Annotated in this window: 19 protein-coding genes; 11 read left to right on the top strand and 8 right to left on the bottom strand. The window is 39.8% G+C overall.

All coding sequences use genetic code 11. From position 1 onward, the window contains the following. Nucleotides 1–456: 456 nt before the first annotated feature. Nucleotides 457–909: a DUF441 domain-containing protein gene (locus tag PSE72_RS00890; protein ID WP_004911348.1), complete on the top strand. Its 453-nt coding sequence runs from the start codon at nucleotides 457–459 to the stop codon at nucleotides 907–909. Between the two features lie 7 nt (nucleotides 910–916). After that, a complete protein-coding gene (locus PSE72_RS00895; RefSeq protein WP_217007709.1) occupies nucleotides 917–2,938 on the top strand; it encodes a tRNA(Met) cytidine acetyltransferase TmcA in 2,022 nt (673 codons plus the stop codon). Here PSE72_RS00895 and PSE72_RS00900 read toward each other — a convergent pair. Together PSE72_RS00900 and PSE72_RS00905 are read right to left on the bottom strand one after the other, a co-directional pair. After that, nucleotides 2,919–3,110, bottom strand: coding sequence for a YpfN family protein (locus tag PSE72_RS00900; RefSeq protein ID WP_109912443.1), 192 nt, complete (start codon nucleotides 3,108–3,110; stop codon nucleotides 2,919–2,921). The genes PSE72_RS00895 and PSE72_RS00900 overlap by 20 nt on opposite strands. A 147-nt stretch (nucleotides 3,111–3,257) precedes the next feature. Further along, complete coding sequence (locus PSE72_RS00905; protein WP_004911337.1) at nucleotides 3,258–3,509, bottom strand: hypothetical protein; 252 nt, start codon at nucleotides 3,507–3,509, stop codon at nucleotides 3,258–3,260. 244 nt (nucleotides 3,510–3,753) lie between these two features. Here PSE72_RS00905 and PSE72_RS00910 point away from each other — a divergent pair, with 244 nt between their 5' ends. Next, complete coding sequence (locus PSE72_RS00910) at nucleotides 3,754–4,146, top strand: DUF454 family protein (protein ID WP_004911334.1); 393 nt, start codon at nucleotides 3,754–3,756, stop codon at nucleotides 4,144–4,146. A gap of 60 nt (nucleotides 4,147–4,206) precedes the next feature. On the opposite strand, the gene PSE72_RS00915 is transcribed toward PSE72_RS00910, so the two are convergent. The 4 genes from PSE72_RS00915 to PSE72_RS00930 all read right to left on the bottom strand — a co-directional run bounded on the left by PSE72_RS00915 (nucleotide 4,207) and on the right by PSE72_RS00930 (nucleotide 7,154). After that, the gene (locus PSE72_RS00915; RefSeq protein WP_115167155.1) at nucleotides 4,207–4,875 is read right to left on the bottom strand and encodes a M15 family metallopeptidase; all 669 of its coding nucleotides are present in this window, start codon (nucleotides 4,873–4,875) and stop codon (nucleotides 4,207–4,209) included. Continuing rightward, nucleotides 4,872–6,002, bottom strand: a complete 1,131-nt coding sequence (dapE, locus tag PSE72_RS00920) for a succinyl-diaminopimelate desuccinylase (RefSeq protein ID WP_115167156.1) — start codon at nucleotides 6,000–6,002, stop codon at nucleotides 4,872–4,874. The genes PSE72_RS00915 and dapE overlap by 4 nt, the downstream gene beginning before the upstream one ends. Nucleotides 6,003–6,015: 13 nt before the next feature. After that, nucleotides 6,016–6,387: an ArsC family reductase gene (locus tag PSE72_RS00925; RefSeq protein WP_004911327.1), complete on the bottom strand. Its 372-nt coding sequence runs from the start codon at nucleotides 6,385–6,387 to the stop codon at nucleotides 6,016–6,018. Between the two features lie 146 nt (nucleotides 6,388–6,533). Further along, a complete protein-coding gene (locus tag PSE72_RS00930) occupies nucleotides 6,534–7,154 on the bottom strand; it encodes a LuxR C-terminal-related transcriptional regulator (RefSeq protein ID WP_004911325.1) in 621 nt (206 codons plus the stop codon). A gap of 544 nt (nucleotides 7,155–7,698) precedes the next feature. Between PSE72_RS00930 and maeB the strand changes: the two genes are divergently transcribed. The 5 genes from maeB (at nucleotide 7,699) to PSE72_RS00955 (ending at nucleotide 16,456) form a co-directional block, all read left to right on the top strand. Beyond that, a complete protein-coding gene (maeB, locus tag PSE72_RS00935) occupies nucleotides 7,699–9,978 on the top strand; it encodes an NADP-dependent oxaloacetate-decarboxylating malate dehydrogenase (RefSeq protein ID WP_109912445.1) in 2,280 nt (759 codons plus the stop codon). A 118-nt stretch (nucleotides 9,979–10,096) separates the two neighbouring features. Next, nucleotides 10,097–10,966: a ChaN family lipoprotein gene (locus tag PSE72_RS00940; RefSeq protein ID WP_004911323.1), complete on the top strand. Its 870-nt coding sequence runs from the start codon at nucleotides 10,097–10,099 to the stop codon at nucleotides 10,964–10,966. A 142-nt stretch (nucleotides 10,967–11,108) separates the two neighbouring features. Then, the gene (locus tag PSE72_RS00945; RefSeq protein WP_115167157.1) at nucleotides 11,109–11,912 is read left to right on the top strand and encodes a cell envelope integrity protein TolA; all 804 of its coding nucleotides are present in this window, start codon (nucleotides 11,109–11,111) and stop codon (nucleotides 11,910–11,912) included. A gap of 12 nt (nucleotides 11,913–11,924) precedes the next feature. Beyond that, nucleotides 11,925–14,057 (top strand): S9 family peptidase, encoded by a 2,133-nt coding sequence (locus PSE72_RS00950; RefSeq protein ID WP_198641087.1) that lies wholly within the window; start codon nucleotides 11,925–11,927, stop codon nucleotides 14,055–14,057. Between the two features lie 140 nt (nucleotides 14,058–14,197). Then, a complete protein-coding gene (locus PSE72_RS00955; protein WP_198641088.1) occupies nucleotides 14,198–16,456 on the top strand; it encodes a TonB-dependent receptor domain-containing protein in 2,259 nt (752 codons plus the stop codon). 62 nt (nucleotides 16,457–16,518) lie between these two features. On the opposite strand, the gene xseA is transcribed toward PSE72_RS00955, so the two are convergent. Beyond that, nucleotides 16,519–17,886, bottom strand: coding sequence for an exodeoxyribonuclease VII large subunit (xseA, locus tag PSE72_RS00960; RefSeq protein ID WP_115167159.1), 1,368 nt, complete (start codon nucleotides 17,884–17,886; stop codon nucleotides 16,519–16,521). 169 nt (nucleotides 17,887–18,055) lie between these two features. Here xseA and guaB point away from each other — a divergent pair, with 169 nt between their 5' ends. Both guaB and guaA read left to right on the top strand, forming a co-directional pair. Further along, nucleotides 18,056–19,522 carry an IMP dehydrogenase gene (guaB, locus tag PSE72_RS00965; protein ID WP_115168278.1) on the top strand — a complete coding sequence of 489 codons (1,467 nt, stop codon included), beginning with the start codon at nucleotides 18,056–18,058 and terminating at the stop codon, nucleotides 19,520–19,522. A gap of 85 nt (nucleotides 19,523–19,607) precedes the next feature. Continuing rightward, the gene (guaA, locus tag PSE72_RS00970) at nucleotides 19,608–21,185 is read left to right on the top strand and encodes a glutamine-hydrolyzing GMP synthase (RefSeq protein ID WP_110731973.1); all 1,578 of its coding nucleotides are present in this window, start codon (nucleotides 19,608–19,610) and stop codon (nucleotides 21,183–21,185) included. A gap of 560 nt (nucleotides 21,186–21,745) precedes the next feature. Here the strand turns inward: guaA and PSE72_RS00975 are convergent. Further along, complete coding sequence (locus PSE72_RS00975; RefSeq protein ID WP_115167160.1) at nucleotides 21,746–22,840, bottom strand: porin; 1,095 nt, start codon at nucleotides 22,838–22,840, stop codon at nucleotides 21,746–21,748. 366 nt (nucleotides 22,841–23,206) lie between these two features. Here PSE72_RS00975 and alr point away from each other — a divergent pair, with 366 nt between their 5' ends. Next, a complete protein-coding gene (gene alr / locus PSE72_RS00980; RefSeq protein ID WP_109912497.1) occupies nucleotides 23,207–24,436 on the top strand; it encodes an alanine racemase in 1,230 nt (409 codons plus the stop codon). The last annotated feature ends 174 nt before the right edge of the window (nucleotides 24,437–24,610 follow it).

The raw sequence follows: 24,610 nt of genomic DNA on the forward strand, positions 1-24,610 counted from the left end.
ATGGATTGTCTGGTTGTAAAGATATTTAGACCTATCTTCAGCAAAAGGCACTATAAGTTGGTTTTTATCATGATAAATATAAGAAAAACGCAGAAATAAAAAAATAAACAGTGATGAATATTCCGAATATTTAGCTTAAGTTTTGCTGGTGGTGGGGATTATCTGTATTGCCATGCTAATTTTTGTACAATTAAGCTTGTTACCGTGAAATATGCTGAGAATACATCTTTTAAAAAGTATTAAATAGATAATAAAGAACAGCTAAAATGTCGCATTTTAGTTAATTAATTGTGTGGAGATAGTGAGATTTTTTATTAATTAAAAATATCGTCGCCGTAAAAATAAAAAGAGTTGGCGTTAATATTTGCTTCTTTGATGATGAGCCAATAACATGTTTTTAAATCAGCCTAGTTGCTGCTAATAAATTATAATTGTGCGTTTTACAGGGACAAATCTATGAGTCATGTTGATCCAACATTAATCATTTTACTGGTCTTAGCCGGGTTAGGTATCATTAGTCATAATATGACAGTCACCCTTGCGATGCTATTTTTATTGGTGGTCAGAATAACACCATTAAATAATTATTTTCCATGGATTGAAAAATATGGCTTAACCATTGGGATACTTATCTTAACAATCGGTGTTATGGCGCCAATTGCGAGTGGTAAAATAACGGCTAATGAGGTATTAAGCTCATTTTTGAATTGGAAGTCGATTCTGGCAATTGTTATTGGGATCGCGGTTTCTTGGTTAGGTAGCCGAGGCGTCACATTAATGTCCCATCAACCGTCTACGGTAGCAGGCTTACTGGTTGGAACCGTCATTGGTGTTGCTTTATTCCGTGGTGTACCAGTGGGGCCCTTAATTGCTGCTGGGATTTTGTCACTATTAATTGGTAAATCATAGTATTACGATGGTGAAATTACTTCCTGTCATTATAGAACAACTGCATATAGTTGGTATGCGTCGTCTTATGGTTCTTTCTGGCGACTATGCATGGGTAGAACAACAACTCAAACAACTTCAAGTTGCTATTGATGGCGATTGGTTAACGATTTCATCAAACTTACCGCAAGGGGTTTCCCCTGAAAATGCACATCTATTATTGGGTCGTGAATTTTTACATGGCATTTTTGATGTACGTAAAGGGTTTCATAGTGAAGCACTAGCCATGCTTGCTGGCACATTAAAAGCAGGGAGCTTGTTAGTTTTATGTACGGCGCCTCAAAAAGAGTGGGCGACAAATACCGATCTAGACAGCTTGCGCTGGAATGAACAATTGGGGCTTATTTCGACACCGAATTTTGTACATCACTTGCAGCGAACTTTCCACACATCTCCCGATATTTTATTTTATAAACAAGGGAATGAGCCTGATTTTTCATTACTAAAAAACAAACCATTATGGCAAGCACCGACAGGCCAGCCAACAGAACAGCAGCAGCAAATAATTAGCCGATTATTAAGAGCGGAACATGGAATTTGGGGTTTGATAGCGCCGAGGGGGCGCGGTAAATCGGCAATAGCAGGGATGTTAATACAGCATTTTGCAGGAGAGTGTTGGTGTTGTGCTCCTGCAAAAGTGGCGACGGAAGTCTTAAGCCGGCATGCAGGTAAAAAGATTAATTTTTGGTCCCCAGATAGCTTACTCGCATACTGCCGTAGCAATGAAAATATAACCGCAGATTGGCTGATCATCGATGAAGCTTCTGCAATCCCTAATTATATTTTACGAGAACTAGTGGGGTATTTCCCTCGAGTTTTATTAACCACGACAGTCGATGGCTATGAAGGAACAGGGCGTGGATTTACGCTAAAATTCTGTGCAAGTTTAGCCCATTTCACTTTACTGCAACTTGATAACCCAATGCGCTATGCGGCTAATGACCCCTTAGAATTATGGGTCAATGAGGCTTTATTGCTGCAAGAACCCGCCACTCAAACGGTTTTTGCTGGAAATATTGAATATAAAGCGTTAACCCAGGCATCTTTAGCGGAAAATAATGAGCAATTAAAAGCGTTTTATGGCTTATTGATGAGTGCACATTATCGAACGTCACCATTAGATTTACGACGACTATTGGATGCCCAACAGCAACATTTTATGGTGGCAAAAACTGAGTCTCATAATTGTGCTTATTTAGGTGCATTATGGATGGTAGATGAAGGACAGTTGACCGAATCATTGAGCTGGCAAATATGGGCTGGGCTTCGTCGACCAAGAGGAAATTTAGTTGTCCAATCTTTAGCAGCTCATAGTTATTTCCCTATTGCGGCACAATGGCTATCTCGCCGAGTGATGCGTATTGCCGTTGATGCGAACCACCGTAGGCGCCAAATTGGTTTAACGCTTTTAGAAAAACAGAAAGCAATTGCTACAGAGCAAGGGTTAGATTTTTTGTCTGTTAGTTTTGGATTAACACCAGACTTAGTCGCATTTTGGCAAAAAGCGGGCTTTCGGTTAATACGAATAGGTTCGCACAAAGAAGCGAGTAGTGGCTGTTTCACGGCAATGGCGATATTACCGCTATCAGATCGAGCAAGGCGACTTTGCCAGCAAGGGGAAATACAATTAAAACGCGATATTTATTGGCGAAATGATCTGTCTGAGTTTGCTTTAGAAACCAGTGAGCAGCAGCAATTAACCCCTGATGATTGGATAGAACTGATCGGTTTTAGTGAGTTTAAACGGCCTATTTCTGCGAGCCAAAGTGCGATTATGCGTTTATTAAGGGAAGAAACAGCCGGGCTTGCGCTGCTCAGACGGCACTTGCTGTCAGGCGAGCCTATCGCACAGATTTGTACGGATATTGGTATGACAGGGAAAAAGCAATGGTTACAACGAGTAAGAGAAGAGGTTGGTATGCAGGTAAAACAATACCAACCAGCGCTTTTAGCTGAAATAAAGCAAAAGGTTATTTCTTCTTGTCTTTAGGCCAATCGTCTTCATCATCCCAAAGGTGGTTATTATCTTGATGTGGGGGAATTTCTGGCTTGTCATCTAAAAACTTTTTGGGGTCCAATTTCATCATTTCTTTGACTGAATTCCAGATAATACCTACCAATAAGAGTAAAATTATCCACCAGTAGTCGGCTAACCATTGCATACATTACCTCTATGAAATTGGGTAAAAGCTAAATGTTGATTTTAAATTATTTAAAATTTATACCATTAGAGTACCATTTACACTTTATATGAAACTGTGTGTTTTTTCAGAGATAGCTACAGAAAATATACCTACAGAGCTTATTGTTTATTTAAATACCATGGCAAATGCACCAACAATGCCAAGCAAAATATCAGAGCCTGTAAGTGCGTAGATATTTTTAACCTCTTCACCGCGAATATTAGCAAAGCGTTCAAGCGCTTTTTCTGTTGAAACGGCTTCAATCTCTTCAAATTGCTTTTCATATCCGGCAGCAATTAGCTTTTGGGTCTCTTGCTCATTTGGTGTAACGATAGCAATTACCTTTCCGGCCTTCATAAAAAAAGAGTAATGATTCATGGGGCTTCCTAATAGTCTTAAGTTTAGGCTCCTGTCATTTTCTAAGGCTTTGCAAGTCAATGACTGGGGCTATTAGCGCTCTTTTCGTCGTAGAACAAGAGAATAATAATCGCATCAACAGGCAAAAGCGACTTTTCATTAAGCTTGTTTACCATTAGAGTATACCATTGATATTATTATGAGTTACCACAGATTTTATGCGGTTTTTACCATTTAATTTATTTATTCGGGAGGAGGGGTAATTTTGAAAAAATTGTTCCTCATTGTTATTGGATGGTTAGCCGTTGCGTTGGCTTTTGCTGGCGTCGTTCTTCCTGTTTTGCCTACCACACCTTTCTTATTATTGGCGGCATGGTGCTTTTCTCGTTCATCTCCACGTTTTCATCATTGGTTATTATATCGCTCTTGGTTTGGGGGGTATATTCGTCACTGGCAAAAGCATAAAGGGTTACCGAAAGGGGCAAAACCAAAAGCAATTATATTGATAGTTCTCACTTTTTCACTATCAATCTGGGTTGTTAGTTATTTATGGTTAAAAATTGGTTTATTGGCTCTGTTGTGTTGGCTGCTTATTTTTATGTATCGGCTTCCAGTTGTTGATGAACAAATTTCCAAACAAAATAAAGAAGCCCCATAAATGATGTCGCATCATCTATGGGGCATTGGCGCTATAGAAATTGCTTTGTTAGCTTAGAAATTATTCAGGAGCTCTAATATAGCGTTCGAATACATAATCTAAGTTAGTGCTTAACCAATTTTTCCCACGAATATCTTCTTGGTCAAGAACTTGCGTAATGACTTCTGGCGTTAACAGCTGTTCAGCTTCATGGGATAACGGCCAGTAACTAATATGCCAAGGTTCATAGGCAACCCCTGCATTTTTTGCCGTGAAGGGACGGTAAAAATCAAATGTCGCCATGTTATCCGTGAGCCAGTGGTTTAATTCAGCAAAATAGCCGCCAGTTTCATATTCCCAAGGCTCTAATTGTAAAGTTTGCCCTGCTGGGATCCGTAATGGGTCATAAACATCTATTTCGGTTCCCCAATGATGACGGCTTGCTCCGGGTAATGCAGACCAATGTAAAATAGCTTCACACAGCTCACCTTCTGAAAGCGTTGTAATATCTAAAGGTTGGCTTTGTGCATCAAGAACAGGGCGGAGACCGGTGAATTTTTCATTCCAAATTAACTGTTGACGTGAAAAATCACGAAATGCACTTGCTGATTGTAACTTGAAGCCCGCTTTTACTGCAGCTTGTTGCATGGCTAAAAATGCCTTAGTGGCATTAAATTGTAGACGATGAGTGCCGCCAAGTGTCACTAAATGGTCCGTGGAACGGCCTGTTAACATTGCGATGGTGATCATAATAACAATAGCTCCATGACTCGCTCATAAATTAAGGCCAGTTGTTGCAAGTCTTTGACACTAACGCATTCATCAACTTTATGTATAGTGGCATTCAATGGGCCAAGCTCAATTACTTGAGTGCCCATTTGAGCGATAAAACGACCATCAGATGTACCACCACTGGTAGATAGCTCTGCGTTAAGACCCGTTAGTTCATGGATTGCCTGCAAGGTTGCAGTGACAAATTCTTGTTTTTCAGTCAAAAATGGCTGACCAGATAATGACCATTCTATTTTATATACGAGGCCATGGCGGTCTAACATGCTTGTGACCCTGTCACGTATTTGTGTGTCGGTTAATTCTGTGCTGAAGCGAAAATTAAATTGAACAAATAACTCACCGGGGATTACATTACTTGCCCCAGTGCCCGCATGAATATTGGCAATTTGCATGGTGGTAGCAGGGAAGAATTCGTTGCCGTTATCCCAGATAGTTGAAGTGAGCTCTTGCAAAAAAGCGGTTGCTCGGTGCACCGGGTTGTCTGCTAGATGTGGATAAGCTACATGCCCCTGTGTTCCTAAAATAGTCAAATTTGCTGTAATAGAGCCTCTACGTCCATTTTTTATGATGTCACCTAAATGAGATTGGCTTGATGGTTCACCGACTAAACAATAATCAACACGCTCATTACGAGCCATTAATGTTTCAACAACTTTAACCGTGCCATCTAATGCATCAGCTTCTTCATCTGATGTGATTAAAAAGGCCAAGCGCCCTTGATGGTGAGGGTGTTTTTCGACAAAGCGCTCTGCTGCGACAACCATTGCTGCGACAGAACCTTTCATATCAGCTGCACCACGGCCATACAGATGTTGATTAATAATTGTTGGGTTAAACGGAGGAGTCTGCCAATTTTCGCTATTGCCTGCTGGTACAACATCGGTATGACCTGCAAATGCGAGGGTTGGTCCTTGAGTGCCTCGATGAGCCCAAAAATTTAATGTGCTACCAAAATGCATTGGTTCAATGGTAAAACCAAGTTGGTTTAAGCGCTCGGTAAGGATCGCTTGGCAGCCTTGGTCATCGGGGCTGATAGAAGGGCGTGCAATTAGTTCTTTGGCAAGCTGAATAACGGGACAATCCATTAAATCCACCTGATTATCGAATGAAGTTTTGGTAGTCATTAGCGTTAAACCCAACTAAGTATCGGTTATCTGGAGAAACAAGTACGGGTCTTTTGATCATGGCAGGCTCTGCAATTAGCACTTTTTTAGCACTATCTGCGTCAATAACTGCATTTTTTTCATCATCAGTCAATTTTCGCCAAGTTGTTCCTCGTTTATTGACTAACAATTCCCAATCAATATGTTCCATAAAGATAGAAAGCAGTTCATCGCTAATACCATCAACACGATAATCATGAAATTGATAGTTAACTCCATTGTCTTCTAAGTAACGGCGTGCTTTTTTAATGGTGTCACAGTTTTTAATTCCGTACATAATATAAGGAGAGTTAGGTGTATTGGGCATATGATTTTCCTCAAAAAACTAGCGATAATCCTTACATAATGCGGCAAAACTCACTTGGGATCTAGCCCAAATGTGAGAAATCTATAATAACCTTATAATTACATTAAATGTAATTTAGCCCCGATAATTAATATATTAAAAATAGATTATCTTGAACGCATATAAATTAAGCTAGCCTCAAGGCGAGATCGAACGCGTAATTTTTTAAGAATATTTCGAATGTGAACTTTAACGGTTTCCTCTGAAATAAAAAGTAAGTTAGATATTTCACGATTTTTTAAACCCACAGCCATTTCATGCAAAATTTCAGACTCTCGTTTTGTCAATGCGGATAGTGGGTCACTATAATGATGACGTGAAATAAGATGTTGATAAATTTTTTCACTAAAAACCAATTGCCCTTTAGAGGCTTTCTTCATACTGTAGAATAGCATATCAAGTTCACTGTTTTTTAATAAATAACCTTGTGCTCCTGCGTCAATAGCACCATATATATCTGTTTTAATTGTCGATGCAGATAACACTAATAAGTAGCTATCATTGCAGTGTTTACGAAGTAATCGTATAGTTTCAAATGTTTTAATACCTTGAATATTGGTATCTATAATAATTAAATTAGGTTTTAACTGCTTTGCCATGCTTAAAGCTTCATAACAACAAGCGCACTCTGCTGTGATAATAAAGTGTGTGTCGGTATTTATGAGCTGCCGCAATCCCAAGCGTATAATAGGGTGATCGTCAATAATCATTACTGTATATTTAGACATAGAGGGTTCCTTTTTTATGTCTCAAATGCCAACGTCTACTCAGGTATTTCCTATAAAATAGACAATTTAATTTCGGTACGTTTATTATATTTAATTGGAGTTTTAATAATTATATAATCAGCAGTATGGAGAAGTGAGATTGATATTAATCGTTTGCTTAATATTTTATAGTTCCATACTAATAATATTGTGCTTGTTGATAATACATTAAAATAGAAAAAATAATATCGACTAGTAAAATTAAAGTTAAACAGATGAACATATTTAAGGTGGGATTTCATTGTGTTATTATGCAATTAATTATTTATATATATTAACCTAATAAAATTAATAATAAATTATTTTTAGTCGTGCTTTTTAAAATTAAAGCAGGGTTGCGCTATGAACAATATAACCAAGGTGACTATGTTTTACTCGGACAGTGACCTAACTCTATTGTAATTGAAAGATTTTTCTGGAAATTGCCGGTATGATCATGATTTGCTAGTGAGATGTGTTTATACTGTTATCGCTCTTACCTTACTTATTTTGAAAGGACTTGACGATGGATGACAAATTAAAACAAAGTGCTCTTGATTTTCATGAGTTTCCACATCCTGGGAAAATTACGGTTACCCCAACTAAACCACTAACAACCCAGAGAGATCTCGCATTAGCATACTCACCAGGTGTTGCAGTGCCATGTCTTGAAATTGCAGATGACCCACTTAAAGCTTATCGTTACACTGCTAAAGGTAACCTTGTCGGGGTTGTCTCTAATGGTACTGCCGTCCTTGGGTTAGGTAATATTGGTGCCTTGGCTGGTAAACCAGTCATGGAAGGAAAAGGTGTACTATTTAAAAAGTTTTCTGGTGTTGATGTCTTTGATATTGAAGTTGATGAAACAGATCCAGACAAATTAGTTGATATCATTGCGTCTCTTGAGCCGACTTTTGGTGGTATTAACTTAGAAGATATCAAAGCACCAGAATGCTTTTATATTGAACAAAAGCTCCGTGAGCGGATGAAAATCCCTGTGTTCCATGATGACCAACACGGAACCGCTATCATTTGTACAGCTGCTGTTATCAATGGATTACGAATTGTAAAAAAAGAAATTGGTGATGTCCGCCTTGTGGTTTCTGGCGCTGGCGCAGCATCAATCGCTTGTATGAATTTATTAGTCGCGTTGGGGCTGAAACGTGAACATATCACCGTCTGTGATTCAAAAGGGGTGATTTATAAAGGCCGTGATGAACGCATGGATGTCACCAAAGCTGCGTATGCCATTGAAGATAACGGCCAACGTACTTTGGCGGATGCTATTCCTAATGCGGATATTTTCTTAGGTTGTTCAGGTCCACGTCTTTTAACGCCGGAAATGGTGAAAACCATGGCGCAAGATCCACTGATCCTAGCGCTAGCAAATCCTGAGCCTGAAATTTTGCCACCATTGGCGAAAGAAGTTCGTCCTGATGCCATCATCTGTACTGGCCGCTCTGATTACCCAAATCAGGTTAATAACGTGTTGTGTTTCCCATTCATTTTCCGTGGTGCGTTAGATGTCGGTGCAACAACGATTAATGAAGAAATGAAACTGGCTTGTGTGTATGCCATTGCAGACCTTGCATTGGCAGAGCAAAGTGAAGAAGTGGCTTCAGCCTATGGTAACCAAGATTTATTCTTTGGCCCTGAATACATTATTCCGAAGCCATTTGACCCACGTTTGATTGTTAAAATTGCACCTGCTGTGGCAAAAGCAGCAATGGACTCAGGGGTAGCAACGCGTCCAATTGAAGACTTCGATGTCTATATCGAAAAATTAAATCAGTTTGTTTATAAGACAAATTTATTCATGAAACCTATCTTCTCTCAAGCTAAGACTGCCAAAAAACGTATTGTTTTAGCTGAAGGGGAAGAAGAGCGTGTATTACATGCCACACAAGAGCTGGTTTCTTTAGGTTTGGCTTTCCCAATCTTAGTTGGGCGTCCAAGTGTGATTGAAATGCGTATTCAAAAACTTGGCCTACACATTGAGTTAGGTAAAGATTTTGAAGTGGTCAATAACGAAAACGACCCGCGTTATAAAGAATACTGGCAAGAATACTACCAAATCATGAAACGTCGTGGTGTTTCACAAGAAATGGCACGTCGTGCAGTGATTAATAACCCAACCTTAATTGGTGGGATCATGGTGTTACGTGGTGAAGCTGACGGGATGATTTGTGGTACCGTGGGCAGCTATGGTGAACATTATGAAGTTGTTAAAGATTTATTTGGTTTCCGCGAAGGTGTTCATGCTGCCGGTGCAATGAATGCATTGTTATTACCAACGGGTAATACGTTTATCGCAGACACTTATGTTAATGAAGACCCTTCTCCGGAAGAGTTAACAGAAATCACGTTAATGGCAGCGGATACGGTAAGACGCTTCGGTATTGAGCCAAAAGTGGCTCTGTTATCGCGTTCTAGCTTTGGTTCTTCAGACTGCGCATCAGCACAAAAAATGCGTGATACGCTCTCGATGATCAAAGCACGTGACCCTCATCTTGAAATTGATGGTGAAATGCATGCGGATGCCGCATTAGTTGAATCGATCCGTAAAGATGTGATGCCTGATAGCCCATTAAAAGGTTCAGCAAATTTATTAATTATGCCAAATATGGAAGCTGCACGTATTAGTTATAACTTACTGCGCGTGACAAGCTCTGATGGCGTGACGGTCGGCCCGGTATTGATGGGGGTTGCGAAGCCGGTACATATCTTGACACCAATTGCGTCGGTACGCCGTATCGTGAATATGGTGGCATTAGCAGTGGTTGAAGCGCAAACCAATCCACTCTAACGGTTAATATTAATTAATACGTATTAAAGGCTTCTATGATTTTATAGGAGCCTTTTTATTGAAAATGATTATCATTATCTGTATCTTATTAGCTTGACGACATAAGATGGAAAGCATAATGATTTCAATAAGATTGACCTCTCAAATAGCCACTTTAATGGTTGGGTTATTTTTCCTTATCGGTTGTACACAAAAAATTGAACCGACAATCGTACAATTAGATAGCCAACTAACAGTAAGCAACCAAATTATTGACTTAGCAACAGGTAAGTCTTTAACACCTCAGCAATTAATCGAGCAGCTTGCTCAATCTCCACGCGTCATTGTCGGAGAAAAGCATGATAACCATTATCACCACCAAATTGAGCAATGGCTTGCACAAGAAATGCCCAAAATACGGCCTCAAGGTGCGGTTCTACTCGAAATGTTGACACCGTCGCAGCAAAATAGTGTGAACCGTGTACAGGCGCAGATGCAAAATAACCCTTATATTCGTGACGAAAAGCTACAGTCCGCCTTAAATTGGAATAGTGGTTGGCCTTGGGAGCAATATGGGGCTTTAATCCGCCATTTGCTGAGCTCGCCTTATCCGCTACTGTCGGCAAACCTAGATAAAAAAGAGGTACTTGCCGCCTACGCTAACCCGTCATCAGTAACGGGGCAATATTCAGCTCAACCCATTGTTCAAGAACTTATCAGTAAAACGATTGAAAGTTCTCATGGTGGGGAACTGACAGCGGAACAAGTGGCTAAAATGACCTTTATACAGCAGTTGCGTGACCGCCGTATGGCAGAGTCGTTATTAAATGCACCTACACCCGCGCTTCTATTCGCAGGTGGCTATCATGCAACAAGAGCAATTGGTGTGCCTTTACATGTGCAAGACCTAGCGCCCGAAGAACCCGTAAAAGTATTAATTATTTCAGAAAGAGGTGAAGAAATAGACCATTTACATGCTGATTTTGTGTGGTACACGCCTAAAGGATGACTAAGTAATAGCAAGCTAATGATTTCAAAAAAGTTAATTTTGTGAAGTAATCTTTATTTCCAGTAAGAAATGATTTCCATTTTCATTTGTTATTAATTATCATTTGCATTTATACATAAATACGTCAGTGCATAAGATAAAAATGAGTATAACAACATTTGAAAATGAGTATTTAAGGCGAACAACGAAGATAAGTGGGGGCTTCGCATTGGCAATTGCTCTTCATATTGGGGTTGTTGGGTTGTATATATGGGTAACTCACAATCAACAATGGGATGAGTTATTGCCTCCGCCATCAGTGGTGATGGAGATTTCGATTGAATCGCAAGCCGAACAATTGACAGAAGCTAACATTGGCCAACTACAAGAGTTATCGGTGGCGAGCCAGGCTCATGAAGCCCCATCGGAAGAGAAAATTATCCCACCATTAGCCATCAATGAGCAGGCTGAAGTGCAAGTCGCTAAAGCGGTGAGTACAAAACGAACTGCTGAAGTCAAAAAACAAAAGCATGAAAAGCAGGCGGTTGAACAAAAACAAGCGACTGATTCAAAAGCCAATGATGCCCCTGTCACCAGTGATGCTGCAGCGCCATTACAAACTCAAAAAATTGCCGCAGAATTTAATAGCCAGTCACAATCGGTAGATAACGCGAAAAGGCTATGGGAAGCACAAGTATTGGGGAAACTAAATAAATACAAGCGGTTTCCTGAAGACGCCGTAAGGCGGGGGCGAGTCGGTCAATCAACAGTAACATTTACGGTTGACCCACAAGGTTTTTTGCTTGGTAGCGACCTAGTAAGTTCATCAGCAACACGATCTTTGGATAGAGAAGCATTGCAGGTGCTATCGAGAGCAGCACCTTTACCTGAACCCCCAGCTGAAATTTTAATCAATGGGCGGGTAACTGTCAGGATACCTATTGATTTTACTCTTAATGAAAAATAGATTGGATAAATTATGCGTAATAAACTCACTGAGTTTTGTTTTATTACATTACTTGGTTTATATGCAGCAACCAGTGCTGCGGAGGATAGAATGTCAGCACCAATAGCCAAAAAACAACCTTATACTATCACCACTCACGGAGATGCCCGTGTAGATAACTATTATTGGTTAAGAGATGATCAACGCGAGTCTCCAGAAATCATCGAATATTTAACGCAAGAGAATAATTATACGCAGCAGCAACTTGCAAAAGGTGAATCGTTAAAAAAAGAAATTTACGATGAATTGTTTTCACGTATGAAGCAGGACGATGAGTCAGTTCCCTATGATTATAATGGTTATACCTACCGTTCACGAGTTGTCGCGGGGAAAAATTATTCTATCTTTGAAAGACGCCCTGTAAATAGCCAAGATGAATGGGTTGTATTAGTTGATGGTAATGAACGAGCCGAAGGCACTGAATATTATCGTATGGGAGCGTTAGCGATTTCGCCGGATAATACCACGCTAGCGATTGCTGAAGATCGCCAAGGACGTAATGAATTTGCAGTATCATTTCGCAAAATTGATGAGAGCAAGTGGCAGGAAAATGTATTAACTAATACTTCAGGTAATATTGTCTGGGCTAATGACAACCAAACGCTATTCTATGTGAATAAGGACAAGCAAACATTGCTACCTTATCAAGTGGTTAAACATCTATATGGTACACAGCAAACTCAAGATAAACTGGTGTATGAAGAAAAGGATGATACTTTTTACGTTAGTTTAACGAAATCGACTTCAAAAGATTTTATTTTAATGGGGATCACGAGTACTGAAACCTCTGAGTACCGTTTAATTGATGCCAATCAGCCACAAAATGACGTTAAAATTTTAAAACCACGTCAAACGGGGGTTGAGTACTATCCTGACCATTTCAATGGTAAATTCTATATTCGTTCTAATCACCAGCATCCATTATTTGGTTTATATATTGCAGACAATATTTCAGCACCATGGGTAAGCTTTATTGCACCGCGTGATGGGGTTGATCTTGAAGGTTTTGCTTTATTTAATAATTGGTTAGTTGTGGAAGAACGCCAAAATGGTTTAGTGAATATTCGCCAAATCAGTTGGTTAACTAATAAAGAAAACCAAGTGAGCTTTGATGACCCAACATACATGGCGTGGATCGGAAATAACCCTGAGCCAGATACGGATAAACTACGCTACGGTTACTCATCAATGACCACACCGTCTTCAGTATATGAAATTAATATGCTGACTCAAGAAAAGCAGCTGTTAAAACAAGAAGAAGTTAAAGATTTTAATAAGCAAAACTACCAAAGTGAGCGTATTTGGGTTACTGCACAAGATGGGGTAAAAGTCCCGGTTTCTTTAGTTTACCGTAAAGATCTATTCAAACATGGCCAAAATCCATTGTTAGTCTATGGTTATGGCGCTTATGGGTATGGCATTGATCCTTCATTTAGTTCATCTCGTTTGTCTTTATTGGATCGTGGCTTTGTTTACGCGATTGCACATATTCGTGGTGGTGGTGATTTAGGTAAAAATTGGTACATACAAGGCAAAACAATCCACAAGATGAATACCTTTACTGACTTTATTGATGCAACCAAAGGGTTATTATCAGAAGGTTATGGTAAAGCAGGACATGTGTATGCCATGGGGGGCAGTGCGGGTGGCTTATTAATGGGAGCGGTTGTGAATATGGCGCCTGATTTATACGAGGGGGTTGTTTCCGCTGTTCCATTTGTTGATGTGGTAACCACAATGTTAGACCCATCAATCCCTCTGACCACCGGGGAATACGATGAGTGGGGTAACCCTGAAAATGAAGAAGATTACTGGCGAATTAAAGCGTATAGCCCTTATGACAATATCAAAGCACAACATTACCCACATATTTTAGTGACGACAGGGTTACATGACTCTCAAGTTCAATATTGGGAACCTGCAAAATGGGTAGCTAAATTACGAGATATTAAACAAGGCAATTCATTATTATTATTAGAAACTAATATGAATGCGGGGCATGGTGGTAAATCAGGGCGTTTTAATGCACTAGATGATATCGCCCAAGAATATAGTTTTATTCTCATGCTTGAAAATAAAGATAAATATTTTCCACATTTAAAATAATAATTAACCTATAAAATTTAGGTGATTTCAGGCCAGCAACAATATGAATGACATTGTTGCTGAGTCTCTTCACAGGCTTTATTTGGCCTGTGCTAGCAGTGTGAGCGTATGACACACAGTACGTTTACAGGAATGGTTTAATGAATAATAAAACAATAATTATGGTTGCTAGCATTATTGCCACTAGCTCCCAAGGGATTGCTTTGGCTGAAAATACGCAGCAGCAGAATAAGCAGAAAGAAGGTGTGGTTAATTTTAGCCAATTAAAAGTCTCAGGTGCGCAGAAACAAACGCCATTAGTCAAAGCATTGGAAAAACCGGGTGCTTATAGCGCGGTGGGTACGGAAAATAAATTGCAATCGATGGATAAAATTATTCGTACTATGCCCGGAACCTATACTCAAATGGATGCCAGCCAAGGTACCGTTAATATCAATATTCGCGGGTTGAGTGGTTTTGGTCGCGTGAATATGATGGTGGATGGTGTCACGCAAAGTTATTATGGAATTTCCCCAAGTCAATATACACATGGACAACAGCCAAATAATGATTTTGGCGCTTTAATTGACCCAAATTTTATTGTTGAAGTTGAAGTAGAGAAAGGGCAATTAAATGGAGGCAATAGTGTTAACGCTTTAGCAGGGAGTGCAAATTTTCGTACTATCGGTATTGATGATGTGATTTTTAAAGATAATGTATATGGGCTGCGTAGTAAAGCTAGCTGGGGAGATAATGGTCTCGGTTATAATGGCATGGTAGCGGTCGCAGGAAAGACATTATTGCAAGATGATGGCTATTTTGGCGGTTTAATTGCGGTTAGTGGCCATAATATTCCTGGCAGTTATAAAAATGGTGATGGGTTTGATAGTGATGAATTTGCCACCGACTCCACTTTCAAACAAAAGCCACAATCGCAATTAGCTAAATTGAAATATAAACCTAATGACAGCCATGAATTAGAATTCAGTGGTCGTTTCTTACAAAATAAGCTCACACGAAGAAAGATTAATAGTGAAGATTATTATATTAAATATAAATATACGCCGCTAAATGAATTAATTGATGTTGAGGTTTTAGCGAGTCATGGAAAAAATGACCAACAATTTGAAGGTGACTCATTAGGTTGGGCATTAAGGCAAGGTAAATCCAAAAATATTGGCGATGGTCTTAATCTTTCTAATACAAGCAGGTTTTCCTATGGTGATATTGATTTTGAATGGAAAATAGGTTCTAAGTTATCTAAAACGAAGTATGAGCGAGAGGTTAGTTCTGTTATTGACCAAGATACGTTGAACTATAATCCATTCTCGCCAAGTGGGTCGTTAGATCTTGCGAGCGCATATACACAATTGGAAGCCAAGTATGGGATCTATACAGCAATTTTTGATTTGAATTATATGAATTATCACTTAAAAGGTTTTAAACCTGCATGTGGTGATCAAGATTTTTGTTTTCCACAGGAAGCTGCAACTTTAAATTTACGGGGTAATGGTTTTAACCCCGGAGTTTTATTATCAGCAGAAATTATTCCTGAATTCCAGCCATTTGTCAGTTATGCGCATTCAATGAGAGCGCCGAATACGCAAGAAGTTTTTTATTCTCAAGAAGGTGGTAATTCAATGAACCCATTCTTAAAAGAAGAGAAATCACAGACATGGCAAGTTGGTTTTAATAGCTTTAAACCGGATTTAATTTTTGAAGGTGACCAATTTAATATGAAGGCATTATGGTTCCATACAAAAATTAAAGACTATATTACGAGTAAGCCTTATTTACTTTGTCGCCCAAGATCAAATGCTGAACTGGCTTGGTGTTTAATGAATGATGATGTATGGGACAAAGAATTCCCAGAATTTATGCGTAAAAGCTATATGTATGTCAATGAGCCTCATGATGTTAATCTTCGTGGCTATGAATTACAGGCTAATTATGATGCAGGTATAGTTTATTCAACATTATCCTATACCAAAGAAACTGGGGATCAACCTAACTCCATAGCTAAGGTTGCTGATTTTAGTGCGGGAGATTTCACTGAGCTTCCTGATTATTATGTGACCTTGGATTCAGGTGTGCGTTTATTGGATGAAAAATTAACCGTAGGTACAACTATTACATGGACCGGCCCTTCAAAACGAATTGGTGTAGAGTCTATCGTTGATAACGATGGAAATGCACTAAAAGATAAGTATGAAAAACAACCTACAATCATTGATTTATATACAGACTATGAAGTTAATAAAAACTTTAAATTGATGATGACGGTCAATAATATCACGAATAAAAATTATTCGGATGCACTAAATCGTGCAAATTCTACCGCTATTATGGAAGAACGCGGTAAAAATAATGCAACAGCTAGAGGGCGCACTTATATGATTGGCGGACAGGTGCGTTTCTAATCAACGTATCAGTTTAATACCACTTATCTCGTTATTTTTATCGAGATAAGTGGATAAAATAATTATTTCGATACTCTTTTGGCTTTAACCTTCTCAATATGGGTGATTTGGCTTTCAACCCAGCCATCATTAAGGCGAGTTTTTAGTGGTTGGCCGACTTTCACTTGGCTGGTTTTTTTCAACACGGTGCCTTTAGCGGTTTCACTGATACTAAACCCACGAGCCAGGGTCGCTAATGGGCTAACCGCTTCCATTTTTGAACAAGCTACTGCGAAACGTTGGCGGTAACTATTAACCAAACTCGTGACCATATTCTGCAAATGATACTGTGTCTGCTGCAACTGTCGCTGCTGTTTTTGCAATTGAGGGCGCAAATCATTTTGCAGTAAACGGCGATTAACTTTTTCGAATTTAACCGTTGAATTTTGTAGTTGTCGAGTCATCGACTGCGCCAATTTTTGTTGCAATAAATTAAGTTGATTATGTTGCCGTGCCAAACGTAATTGTGGGTGTTGTTGCTGTAAACGGTGATGCAAACGAGCAAACCTTTGTTGTTGACCTGCTACGTAATAATCCATTGCCATTTCAAGGTGTTGCTGCGCAGATTTTAGCTGACGGAGCATTTCTAACTGGTTACGGCTAACAAGCTCGGCCGCTGCAGATGGGGTGGGTGCTCTTACGTCCGCCACATAGTCGGCAATCGTCACATCGGTCTCATGACCAACAGCGCTAATTATAGGCAGTTGACTAGCAAAAATGGCTCTAGCAACGATTTCTTCATTAAATGCCCATAAATCTTCAAGTGAACCGCCCCCGCGACCGACGATCAACACATCACATTCTTGACGCAAATTTGCTAGCTCAATCATCCGAGCAATTTGTGCTGGTGCCATCTCACCTTGAACGGCCGTTGGGTAGATAATGATAGGCAGGGAAGGGTCGCGACGACGTAAAATATTTAAAATATCATGTAGGGCTGCACCCGTTGCCGAGGTAATGATACCGACGGATTTAGCTGGGCTAGGTAGTGGTTTTTTATGAATAATATCAAACAAACCTTGGGCACTTAGTGTTTGTTTTAATAGCTCAAAACGTTGTTGCAGTAAGCCTTCACCGGCTGGTTGCATGCTCTCAAGGATTAATTGATAGTCACCACGCGGTTCGTACAAGGTGACAGTCGCTCGAACTAGAACTTGCTGGCCATTTTGAGGACGGAAAGTGACCCGTGTATTTTGTCCACGGAACATGGCCGCTCGCACCTGCGCTCGGTCATCTTTTAAGGTTAAGTACCAATGACCTGAACTGGGTTGCGAAAAATTAGAAATTTCAGCTGTTAACCAAATACGCCCCATTTGGCTATCGAGAAGTTCCCGAACCGATTGGTTAAGCTTGCTAACAGAGTAAATCGCGTTATTTTGTGAAGTCGACATGTGAGCCAGATCAAATTTTAAAACAATGACTTAATCGATAGATACTAACGCAGCTATAGGAGTTATCAAGTTTTTTTTCAAAAAAAGGCTGGAAGCAACCGATTACGGTGTGTATAATGCCGCGGCAATATTTAACCCTTTCATAACGCTGCCTGGTGGGATATTGCCTATGTTACGCATTAAAAAAGAAGCTCTAACTTTCGACGATGTTTTACTCGTCCCTGCACACTCAACTGTATTGCCAAATACGGCAGACCTCTCTACTCAACTGACTGCAAAAATCCGCCTGAACATTCCTATGCTCTCTGCAGCGATGGATACCGTCACCGAATCTGATCTGGCTATCGCACTTGCTCAAGAAGGTGGTATTGGCTTCATTCATAAAAATATGTCTATTGAGCGCCAAGCTGAAGAAGTTCGTCGCGTGAAAAAACATGAAAGTGGTGTGGTTACTGATCCTGTCACCGTAACACCTGATACCACCATTCGTGAAGTCCAAGAGATGGCTGAGCGCAATGGCTTTGCAGGTTATCCTGTCGTGGCAAACGATAACTCATTAGTTGGTATTATTACAGGCCGTGATGTTCGTTTCGTCACAGACTTAGACCAACCTGTTACTGCGGTGATGACGCCAAAAGAACGTTTAGTCACCGTGAAAGAAGGCGAAGCACGCGAAATCGTATTACAAAAAATGCACGAAAAACGCGTAGAAAAAGCCTTAGTCATTGACGATAATTTCCACCTGTTAGGCATGATCACCGTTAAAGACTTCCAAAAAGCTGAACGTAAACCAAACGCGTGTAAAGATGAACAAGGCCGTTTACGTGTTGGTGCCGCAGTAGGTGCTGGTGGCGGTAATGAAGAGCGCGTTGATGCACTGGTCGCAGCAGGTGTTGACGTTTTACTTATCGACTCATCACACGGGCACTCTGAAGGCGTTTTACAACGTATTCGTGAAACTCGTCAAAAATATCCTGACTTACAAATTATTGGTGGTAACGTCGCAACAGCTGAAGGGGCGAAAGCACTGGCTGATGCAGGTGTTAGTGCCGTTAAAGTCGGTATTGGCCCAGGTTCAATTTGTACGACTCGTATCGTAACAGGCGTGGGCGTACCGCAAATTACTGCTATCGCTGAAGCGGCAGAAGCCCTTGAAGGGACCGGTATTCCAGTTATCGCTGACGGTGGTATTCGTTTCTCTGGCGATATCTCTAAAGCTATCGCGGCAGGTGCTGCGTGTGTGATGGTAGGCTCAATGTTCGCAGGAACTGAAGAGTCTCCAGGAGAAACTATTTTATTCCAAGGCCGTACTTACAAAGCATACCGTGGTATGGGCTCACTTGGTGCAATGTCTAAAGGCTCGTCAGACCGTTACTTCCAATCAGATAATGCGGCAGACAAATTAGTGCCAGAAGGTATTGAAGGCCGCGTAGCGTATAAAGGCCGATTAAAAGAAATCATTCATCAACAAATGGGTGGCTTACGCTCCTGTATGGGGCTGACAGGTTGTGGTACTATTGATGCATTGAGAACAAAAGCAGAATTTGTTCGTATCAGTGGAGCCGGTATCCAAGAAAGCCACGTCCATGATGTTACTATCACGAAAGAATCTCCAAACTATCGTTTGGGGCAATAATCGATAAAATTTCTCAGGGTGGCGCATTCGTTCGATTGCGTCACCGATTCTTATTTTTGACTTGAATTTTTGGAATTCTCCTCAAATGACAACAAATATCCATAAACATCGCATTCTTATTCTTGATTTCGGCTCGCAATATACACAGCTGATCGCCCGTCGTATCCGTGAAATTGGCGTTTACTGTGAACTCTGGGCGTGGGACGTTACAGAAGAACAAATTCGAGAATTTAATCCAAACGGTATCATTCTTTCTGGTGGGCCAGAAAGTACGACTGAATCAGATAGTCCACGTGCTCCTGATTACGTATTTAATGCAGGTGTTCCTGTATTAGGTATTTGTTATGGCATGCAAACCATGTCAATGCAACTGGGTGGCGCAGTTGAGGTCTCTGGTGAACGTGAGTTCGGTTATGCCAATGTTGAAATCACTGAGCAATGTGAATTATTCCGTGATATTCATGACTCTCTGAACGAAGCTGGCAAGCCAGTACTTGATGTCTGGATGAGCCATGGTGATAAAGTTACCGCTATTCCTGCGGATTTTAAAACTATTGCCAGCACGCCAAGCTGCCCATATGCCATCATGGCAAATGAAGAGAAAAAATTCTATGGTGTTCAATTCCACCCAGAAGTGACTCACACTCACCAAGGCCTAAATATTTTAACGCGCTTTGTGAAAGATATTTGCCAATGTGAGGCACTGTGGACGCCAGCTGCAATTATTGAAGACACGGTAGCCCGTTTAAAAGAGCAAATTGGTGATGACCATGTACTGCTCGCGCTATCGGGTGGTGTTGACTCATCGGTTACTGCGTTGCTATTAAACCGCGCAATTGGTAAACGTTTAACCTGTGTATTTGTTGATAACGGTTTATTACGTTTAAACGAAGCAGACCAAGTGATGGAAATGTTTGCAGGTAAATTTGACCTGAACATTATCCATGCTAAAGCAGAAGATCGCTTCTTAAATGCGTTAGCTGGGATCAGCGATCCAGAAGCTAAACGTAAGAAAATTGGTCATGTATTTATCGAAGTATTTGATGAAGAGTCATCTAAGCTGCCTAATATCAAATGGTTGGCTCAAGGAACTATTTATCCAGACGTTATTGAGTCAGCGGCATCAGCAACTGGCAAAGCGCATGTTATTAAGTCTCACCATAACGTCGGTGGTCTGCCGGATGACATGAAACTTGGTTTGGTTGAGCCATTAAAAGAATTGTTTAAAGATGAAGTCCGTAAAATTGGTCTCGAGTTAGGCCTCCCGTACGACATGCTGTATCGCCACCCATTCCCTGGCCCAGGTTTAGGGGTTCGCGTATTAGGTGAAGTGAAGAAAGAGTACTGTGACTTATTACGTCGCGCAGATGCTATCTTTATTGAAGAACTGCACAACGCGGATTTATATCATAAAGTTAGCCAAGCGTTTACCGTATTCTTACCTGTCCGCTCTGTTGGCGTCATGGGTGATGGCCGTAAATACGACTGGGTGGTTTCATTACGTGCAGTAGAAACTATCGACTTTATGACCGCGCATTGGGCGCACTTACCATATGATTTCCTAGGCCGAGTTTCAAACCGTATTATTAATGAGGTCGATGGCATTTCCCGTGTTGTTTATGATATCAGCGGTAAACCGCCTGCAACAATTGAGTGGGAATAATATAGCTATTGTTGATAACAGTTTTTAGTTATCGATAAATCCAAAGGCATCAGTTAGTTACTGGTGCCTTTTTGTTTTTTGGTGACGAGTAGGTCATTTTACTTTGGTTAAGTGATGATCACTTTATTGATTATATGCTTATAGGTGGAACTGGAATGAAAAAAGTAACAATGGTTATAATAGATGCTCTTAGATTTTTAGGTAACCTAAAAAGCACTTCAATAGAGTACTCGTAAATACTATATCTGTGCTTCAATGACGTCTATCGTAACGGTAATAAAATGGATATTAGGTCAATATATACTTATCGATGAGGGATAATAAATATCACCTAAAGTGGTATTTTTGAAGCCATGCTGTAGCAATAATAAATTTTTACCTGATTACGAATTTTAAAACTTTTATAAAATGATGAGAGATAATTTTAATGAGGGGAAAGTAGGGCTTACTGATATATTAAATTCAGTTAGATATTTAATGCATGATTGAGCAACAGGATTATAAAGTAAAAGCAATCCGTCTATAACGGATGCTTTTACTTTACGCTAGGGATAATAATTTTAGAATTGATACACTAACCCTAAGCCAAGCACATTATCGGTATTCACTTTGTAATGGTCAGTAAAATCATTATCGTTTAACAAGTTGATTTTATAATCGATAACAGCACTCAAATTTTTATTAAAGTCATAAGCTGAGCCGACAGCGATATAATTCACTAATTCTTTATCCCCAAAGTTGCCTAAGTTTTTACCTTTGGAATAGTTATAGCCAATTGAGGGGGTTAGACCGAAGTCAAAAGAATATAAGGCAACCACTTCAAGATTCTGAGTTTTATTTGCTATTGACTCCATATCATCATTACCAAAACGGCTCATATTAAGTGTTTGGCCATACATGACGGCGAGATAGAGGTCTTCGTATTCAAATTTCCCTCCTACGTTCCATGCTTCGGCGCGTTTACCCGTTGCACTACTGGTTGTGGCATCTTTTTGTTTTGGTGTGCGGGAAGATGAGGAGTAACCACCGCCAAGGGAAATACCATAACCTAACTCATAAGCAGTCGATAAGCCAAAACCATCGCCGTTATCGGTTAATTCATCTCCGGATGATAGGTTTTTTTCACCATTTTTACCCTGATATTGTAGTGCGAAGCTTAAACCGTCAATGTAACCAAAAGCATTATTATTGCGATAAGTGAGTAAATTGCGGTTACGGCTTAGCATGTAATTATCTTCTTGATCCATCGTATCCGCTCCCCAGAGTGGTAATACGTCTGTCCAAGCATTGGTATCATAAATAACACCATAATTGCGGCCATAATCAAGGGAGCCGTAATCTGCAAATTTTAAGCCTGCATAAGCTAAACGATTGCTATTTTCTTCGGTTGATTCCGATTGGTTAGTTTTTGTTTCCCATTCAAAACGCCCAAAGCCAATGAGCTGGTCGGTGATTTGCGAATCACCTTTTAGCCCTAGTCTGACACGTGAGTCGTCACCATCTTCGCCACTACGGCTTTTGGCAATATGATGGCGGACATCAATTTGTCCGTATACATCAAGTTTATTACCATCTTTATTGTACATTTCAGCGGAGTTAGCAACATTGGCAGTAAGTAGTGTTGGAATAATGAGTGTGAGTAATTTGTACTTCATAACATAGCCTTATGGATTGAGTGATATTTAGTAAAAATTCCTAATTGATAGTTATTATCATTTAAGCATGTTAATTCGCCAAATAAAAAGTGTAACAAAAGTAAATGTTAGTGAAATTATTGCCATAACCTATTAAATAATAAAAATAATTTGATTTACGATGATTTCAACCAAATGTTTTATTTCTAAAAAAGAAAAATTAACTCGAAAAAGATATTTTGTCTTTTTATGCAAAAAAAGTGAATTATTACTTGTTAGGGGTATGAAGGTTGGTATTATTTAAAACCGATACATATTTTATCTATTTCCACCCAGAATTATAAAAATAATGTCTTGGTAAAAATCACTAGAGATAAGGAACAACACGTGGCTTTTCGTTTGAAGTATCTGGCATTACTCCCTTTACTGGTTGCTGCAACAGCTTGTCAACAGCCAAACAATATCACAACACCGGTAGAAACATATGCGACACAAAACCAACCGGTGGTGGTTAATAACGCATGGATTGAAATATCTCGCAGCGCATTAGATTTTAATATTAAGAAAGTACAAAACCTACTAGGAGATAAATCTTCGCTGTGTGCCGTTTTGAAAGGAGATGCATATGGGCATGACCTTTCTTTAGTTACACCAATAATGATTGAAAATAATGTGCAATGCATTGGGGTAACAAATAATCAAGAGCTTAAGACCGTGAGAGATTTAGGTTTTAAAGGCCGATTAATGAGAGTGAGAAGTGCGACAGAGCAAGAAATGGCTCAGGCTACACAATATGAAACGGAAGAGTTAATCGGTAATTTAGAAATGGCGCAGCGCTTGAATGCGATTGCGAAAAAGCAGAATAAAGTGATTCCTATTCATCTGGCACTGAACTCAGCCGGGATGTCGCGCAACGGTTTAGAGGTGAGTACACTTGCTGGCCTTAATGAAGCTAAGCTGATTTCACAATTACCTCAGTTAAAAATCGTCGGTATTATGTCTCATTACCCAGAAGAGGATGAAACTCAGATCCGTAAGGACCTCAAAAAATTCAAGAAAGAATCTCAACAAGTATTGAATACGACAGGGCTAAAGCGTGAAGACATTACATTACATGTCGCGAATACTTATGCAACTATTACGGTACCTGAATCATGGTTGGATATGGTACGTGTCGGTGGCATTTTCTACGGCGATACCGTTGCGACAAATGACTATAAACGCGTGATGACACTGAAATCGAGCATTGCCTCTGTGAATCATTATCCAAAAGGAAATACGGTGGGTTATGATAGAACGTATACCTTGAAACGTGATTCTGTATTAGCAAATATCCCTGTAGGTTATGCGGATGGATATCGCCGTGTATTTAGCAATGCGGGACATGCATTAATTAATGGCCAAACAGTTCCTGTTTTAGGAAAAACATCAATGAATACAGTCATGGTTGATGTTACTGATTTAAAAAACGTTAGCCCAGGAGATGAAGTTGTATTTTTTGGTAAACAAGGTAATGCTGAAATTACTGCCGAAGAGGTTGAGGATATCAGTGGTGCATTATTTACCGAAATGTCAATTTTGTGGGGAGCGACCAATAAACGTATCTTAGTTGATTAAGTTAATTTTTAATTCTGTGTATTTTAACCCGCAATAATCGCGGGTTTTTTTATCCTGAAAGTTTTTTAGGATATTATCTAATATATTGCAATATGTTGATAAAATGCTGTTTAGGTGAATGACTATCGAAACTTTTAAATTGATATGTTAGCTTGGTTGAATCTTTCCTGAGCA

The organism is Providencia sp. PROV116 (assembly GCF_028482485.1).
Taxonomy (GTDB): Bacteria; Pseudomonadota; Gammaproteobacteria; order Enterobacterales; family Enterobacteriaceae; genus Providencia; species Providencia rettgeri.

Excerpts from the sequence above, each read along its gene's own strand:
- PSE72_RS00905 (WP_004911337.1), bottom strand. The coding sequence starts at position 3,509 with ATGAATCATTACTCTTTTTTTATGAAGGCCGGAAAGGTAATTGCTATC.
- PSE72_RS00940 (WP_004911323.1), top strand. The coding sequence starts at position 10,097 with ATGATTTCAATAAGATTGACCTCTCAAATAGCCACTTTAATGGTTGGG.
- xseA (WP_115167159.1), bottom strand. The coding sequence starts at position 17,886 with ATGTCGACTTCACAAAATAACGCGATTTACTCTGTTAGCAAGCTTAAC.
- PSE72_RS00950 (WP_198641087.1), top strand. The coding sequence starts at position 11,925 with ATGCGTAATAAACTCACTGAGTTTTGTTTTATTACATTACTTGGTTTA.
- PSE72_RS00930 (WP_004911325.1), bottom strand. The coding sequence starts at position 7,154 with ATGTCTAAATATACAGTAATGATTATTGACGATCACCCTATTATACGC.
- dapE (WP_115167156.1), bottom strand. The coding sequence starts at position 6,002 with ATGGATTGTCCCGTTATTCAGCTTGCCAAAGAACTAATTGCACGCCCT.
- PSE72_RS00945 (WP_115167157.1), top strand. The coding sequence starts at position 11,109 with ATGAGTATAACAACATTTGAAAATGAGTATTTAAGGCGAACAACGAAG.
- guaB (WP_115168278.1), top strand. The coding sequence starts at position 18,056 with ATGTTACGCATTAAAAAAGAAGCTCTAACTTTCGACGATGTTTTACTC.
- PSE72_RS00955 (WP_198641088.1), top strand. The coding sequence starts at position 14,198 with ATGAATAATAAAACAATAATTATGGTTGCTAGCATTATTGCCACTAGC.
- PSE72_RS00975 (WP_115167160.1), bottom strand. The coding sequence starts at position 22,840 with ATGAAGTACAAATTACTCACACTCATTATTCCAACACTACTTACTGCC.
- PSE72_RS00895 (WP_217007709.1), top strand. The coding sequence starts at position 917 with ATGGTGAAATTACTTCCTGTCATTATAGAACAACTGCATATAGTTGGT.
- maeB (WP_109912445.1), top strand. The coding sequence starts at position 7,699 with ATGGATGACAAATTAAAACAAAGTGCTCTTGATTTTCATGAGTTTCCA.
- guaA (WP_110731973.1), top strand. The coding sequence starts at position 19,608 with ATGACAACAAATATCCATAAACATCGCATTCTTATTCTTGATTTCGGC.
- PSE72_RS00925 (WP_004911327.1), bottom strand. The coding sequence starts at position 6,387 with ATGCCCAATACACCTAACTCTCCTTATATTATGTACGGAATTAAAAAC.
- PSE72_RS00900 (WP_109912443.1), bottom strand. The coding sequence starts at position 3,110 with ATGCAATGGTTAGCCGACTACTGGTGGATAATTTTACTCTTATTGGTA.
- PSE72_RS00915 (WP_115167155.1), bottom strand. The coding sequence starts at position 4,875 with ATGATCACCATCGCAATGTTAACAGGCCGTTCCACGGACCATTTAGTG.
- PSE72_RS00890 (WP_004911348.1), top strand. The coding sequence starts at position 457 with ATGAGTCATGTTGATCCAACATTAATCATTTTACTGGTCTTAGCCGGG.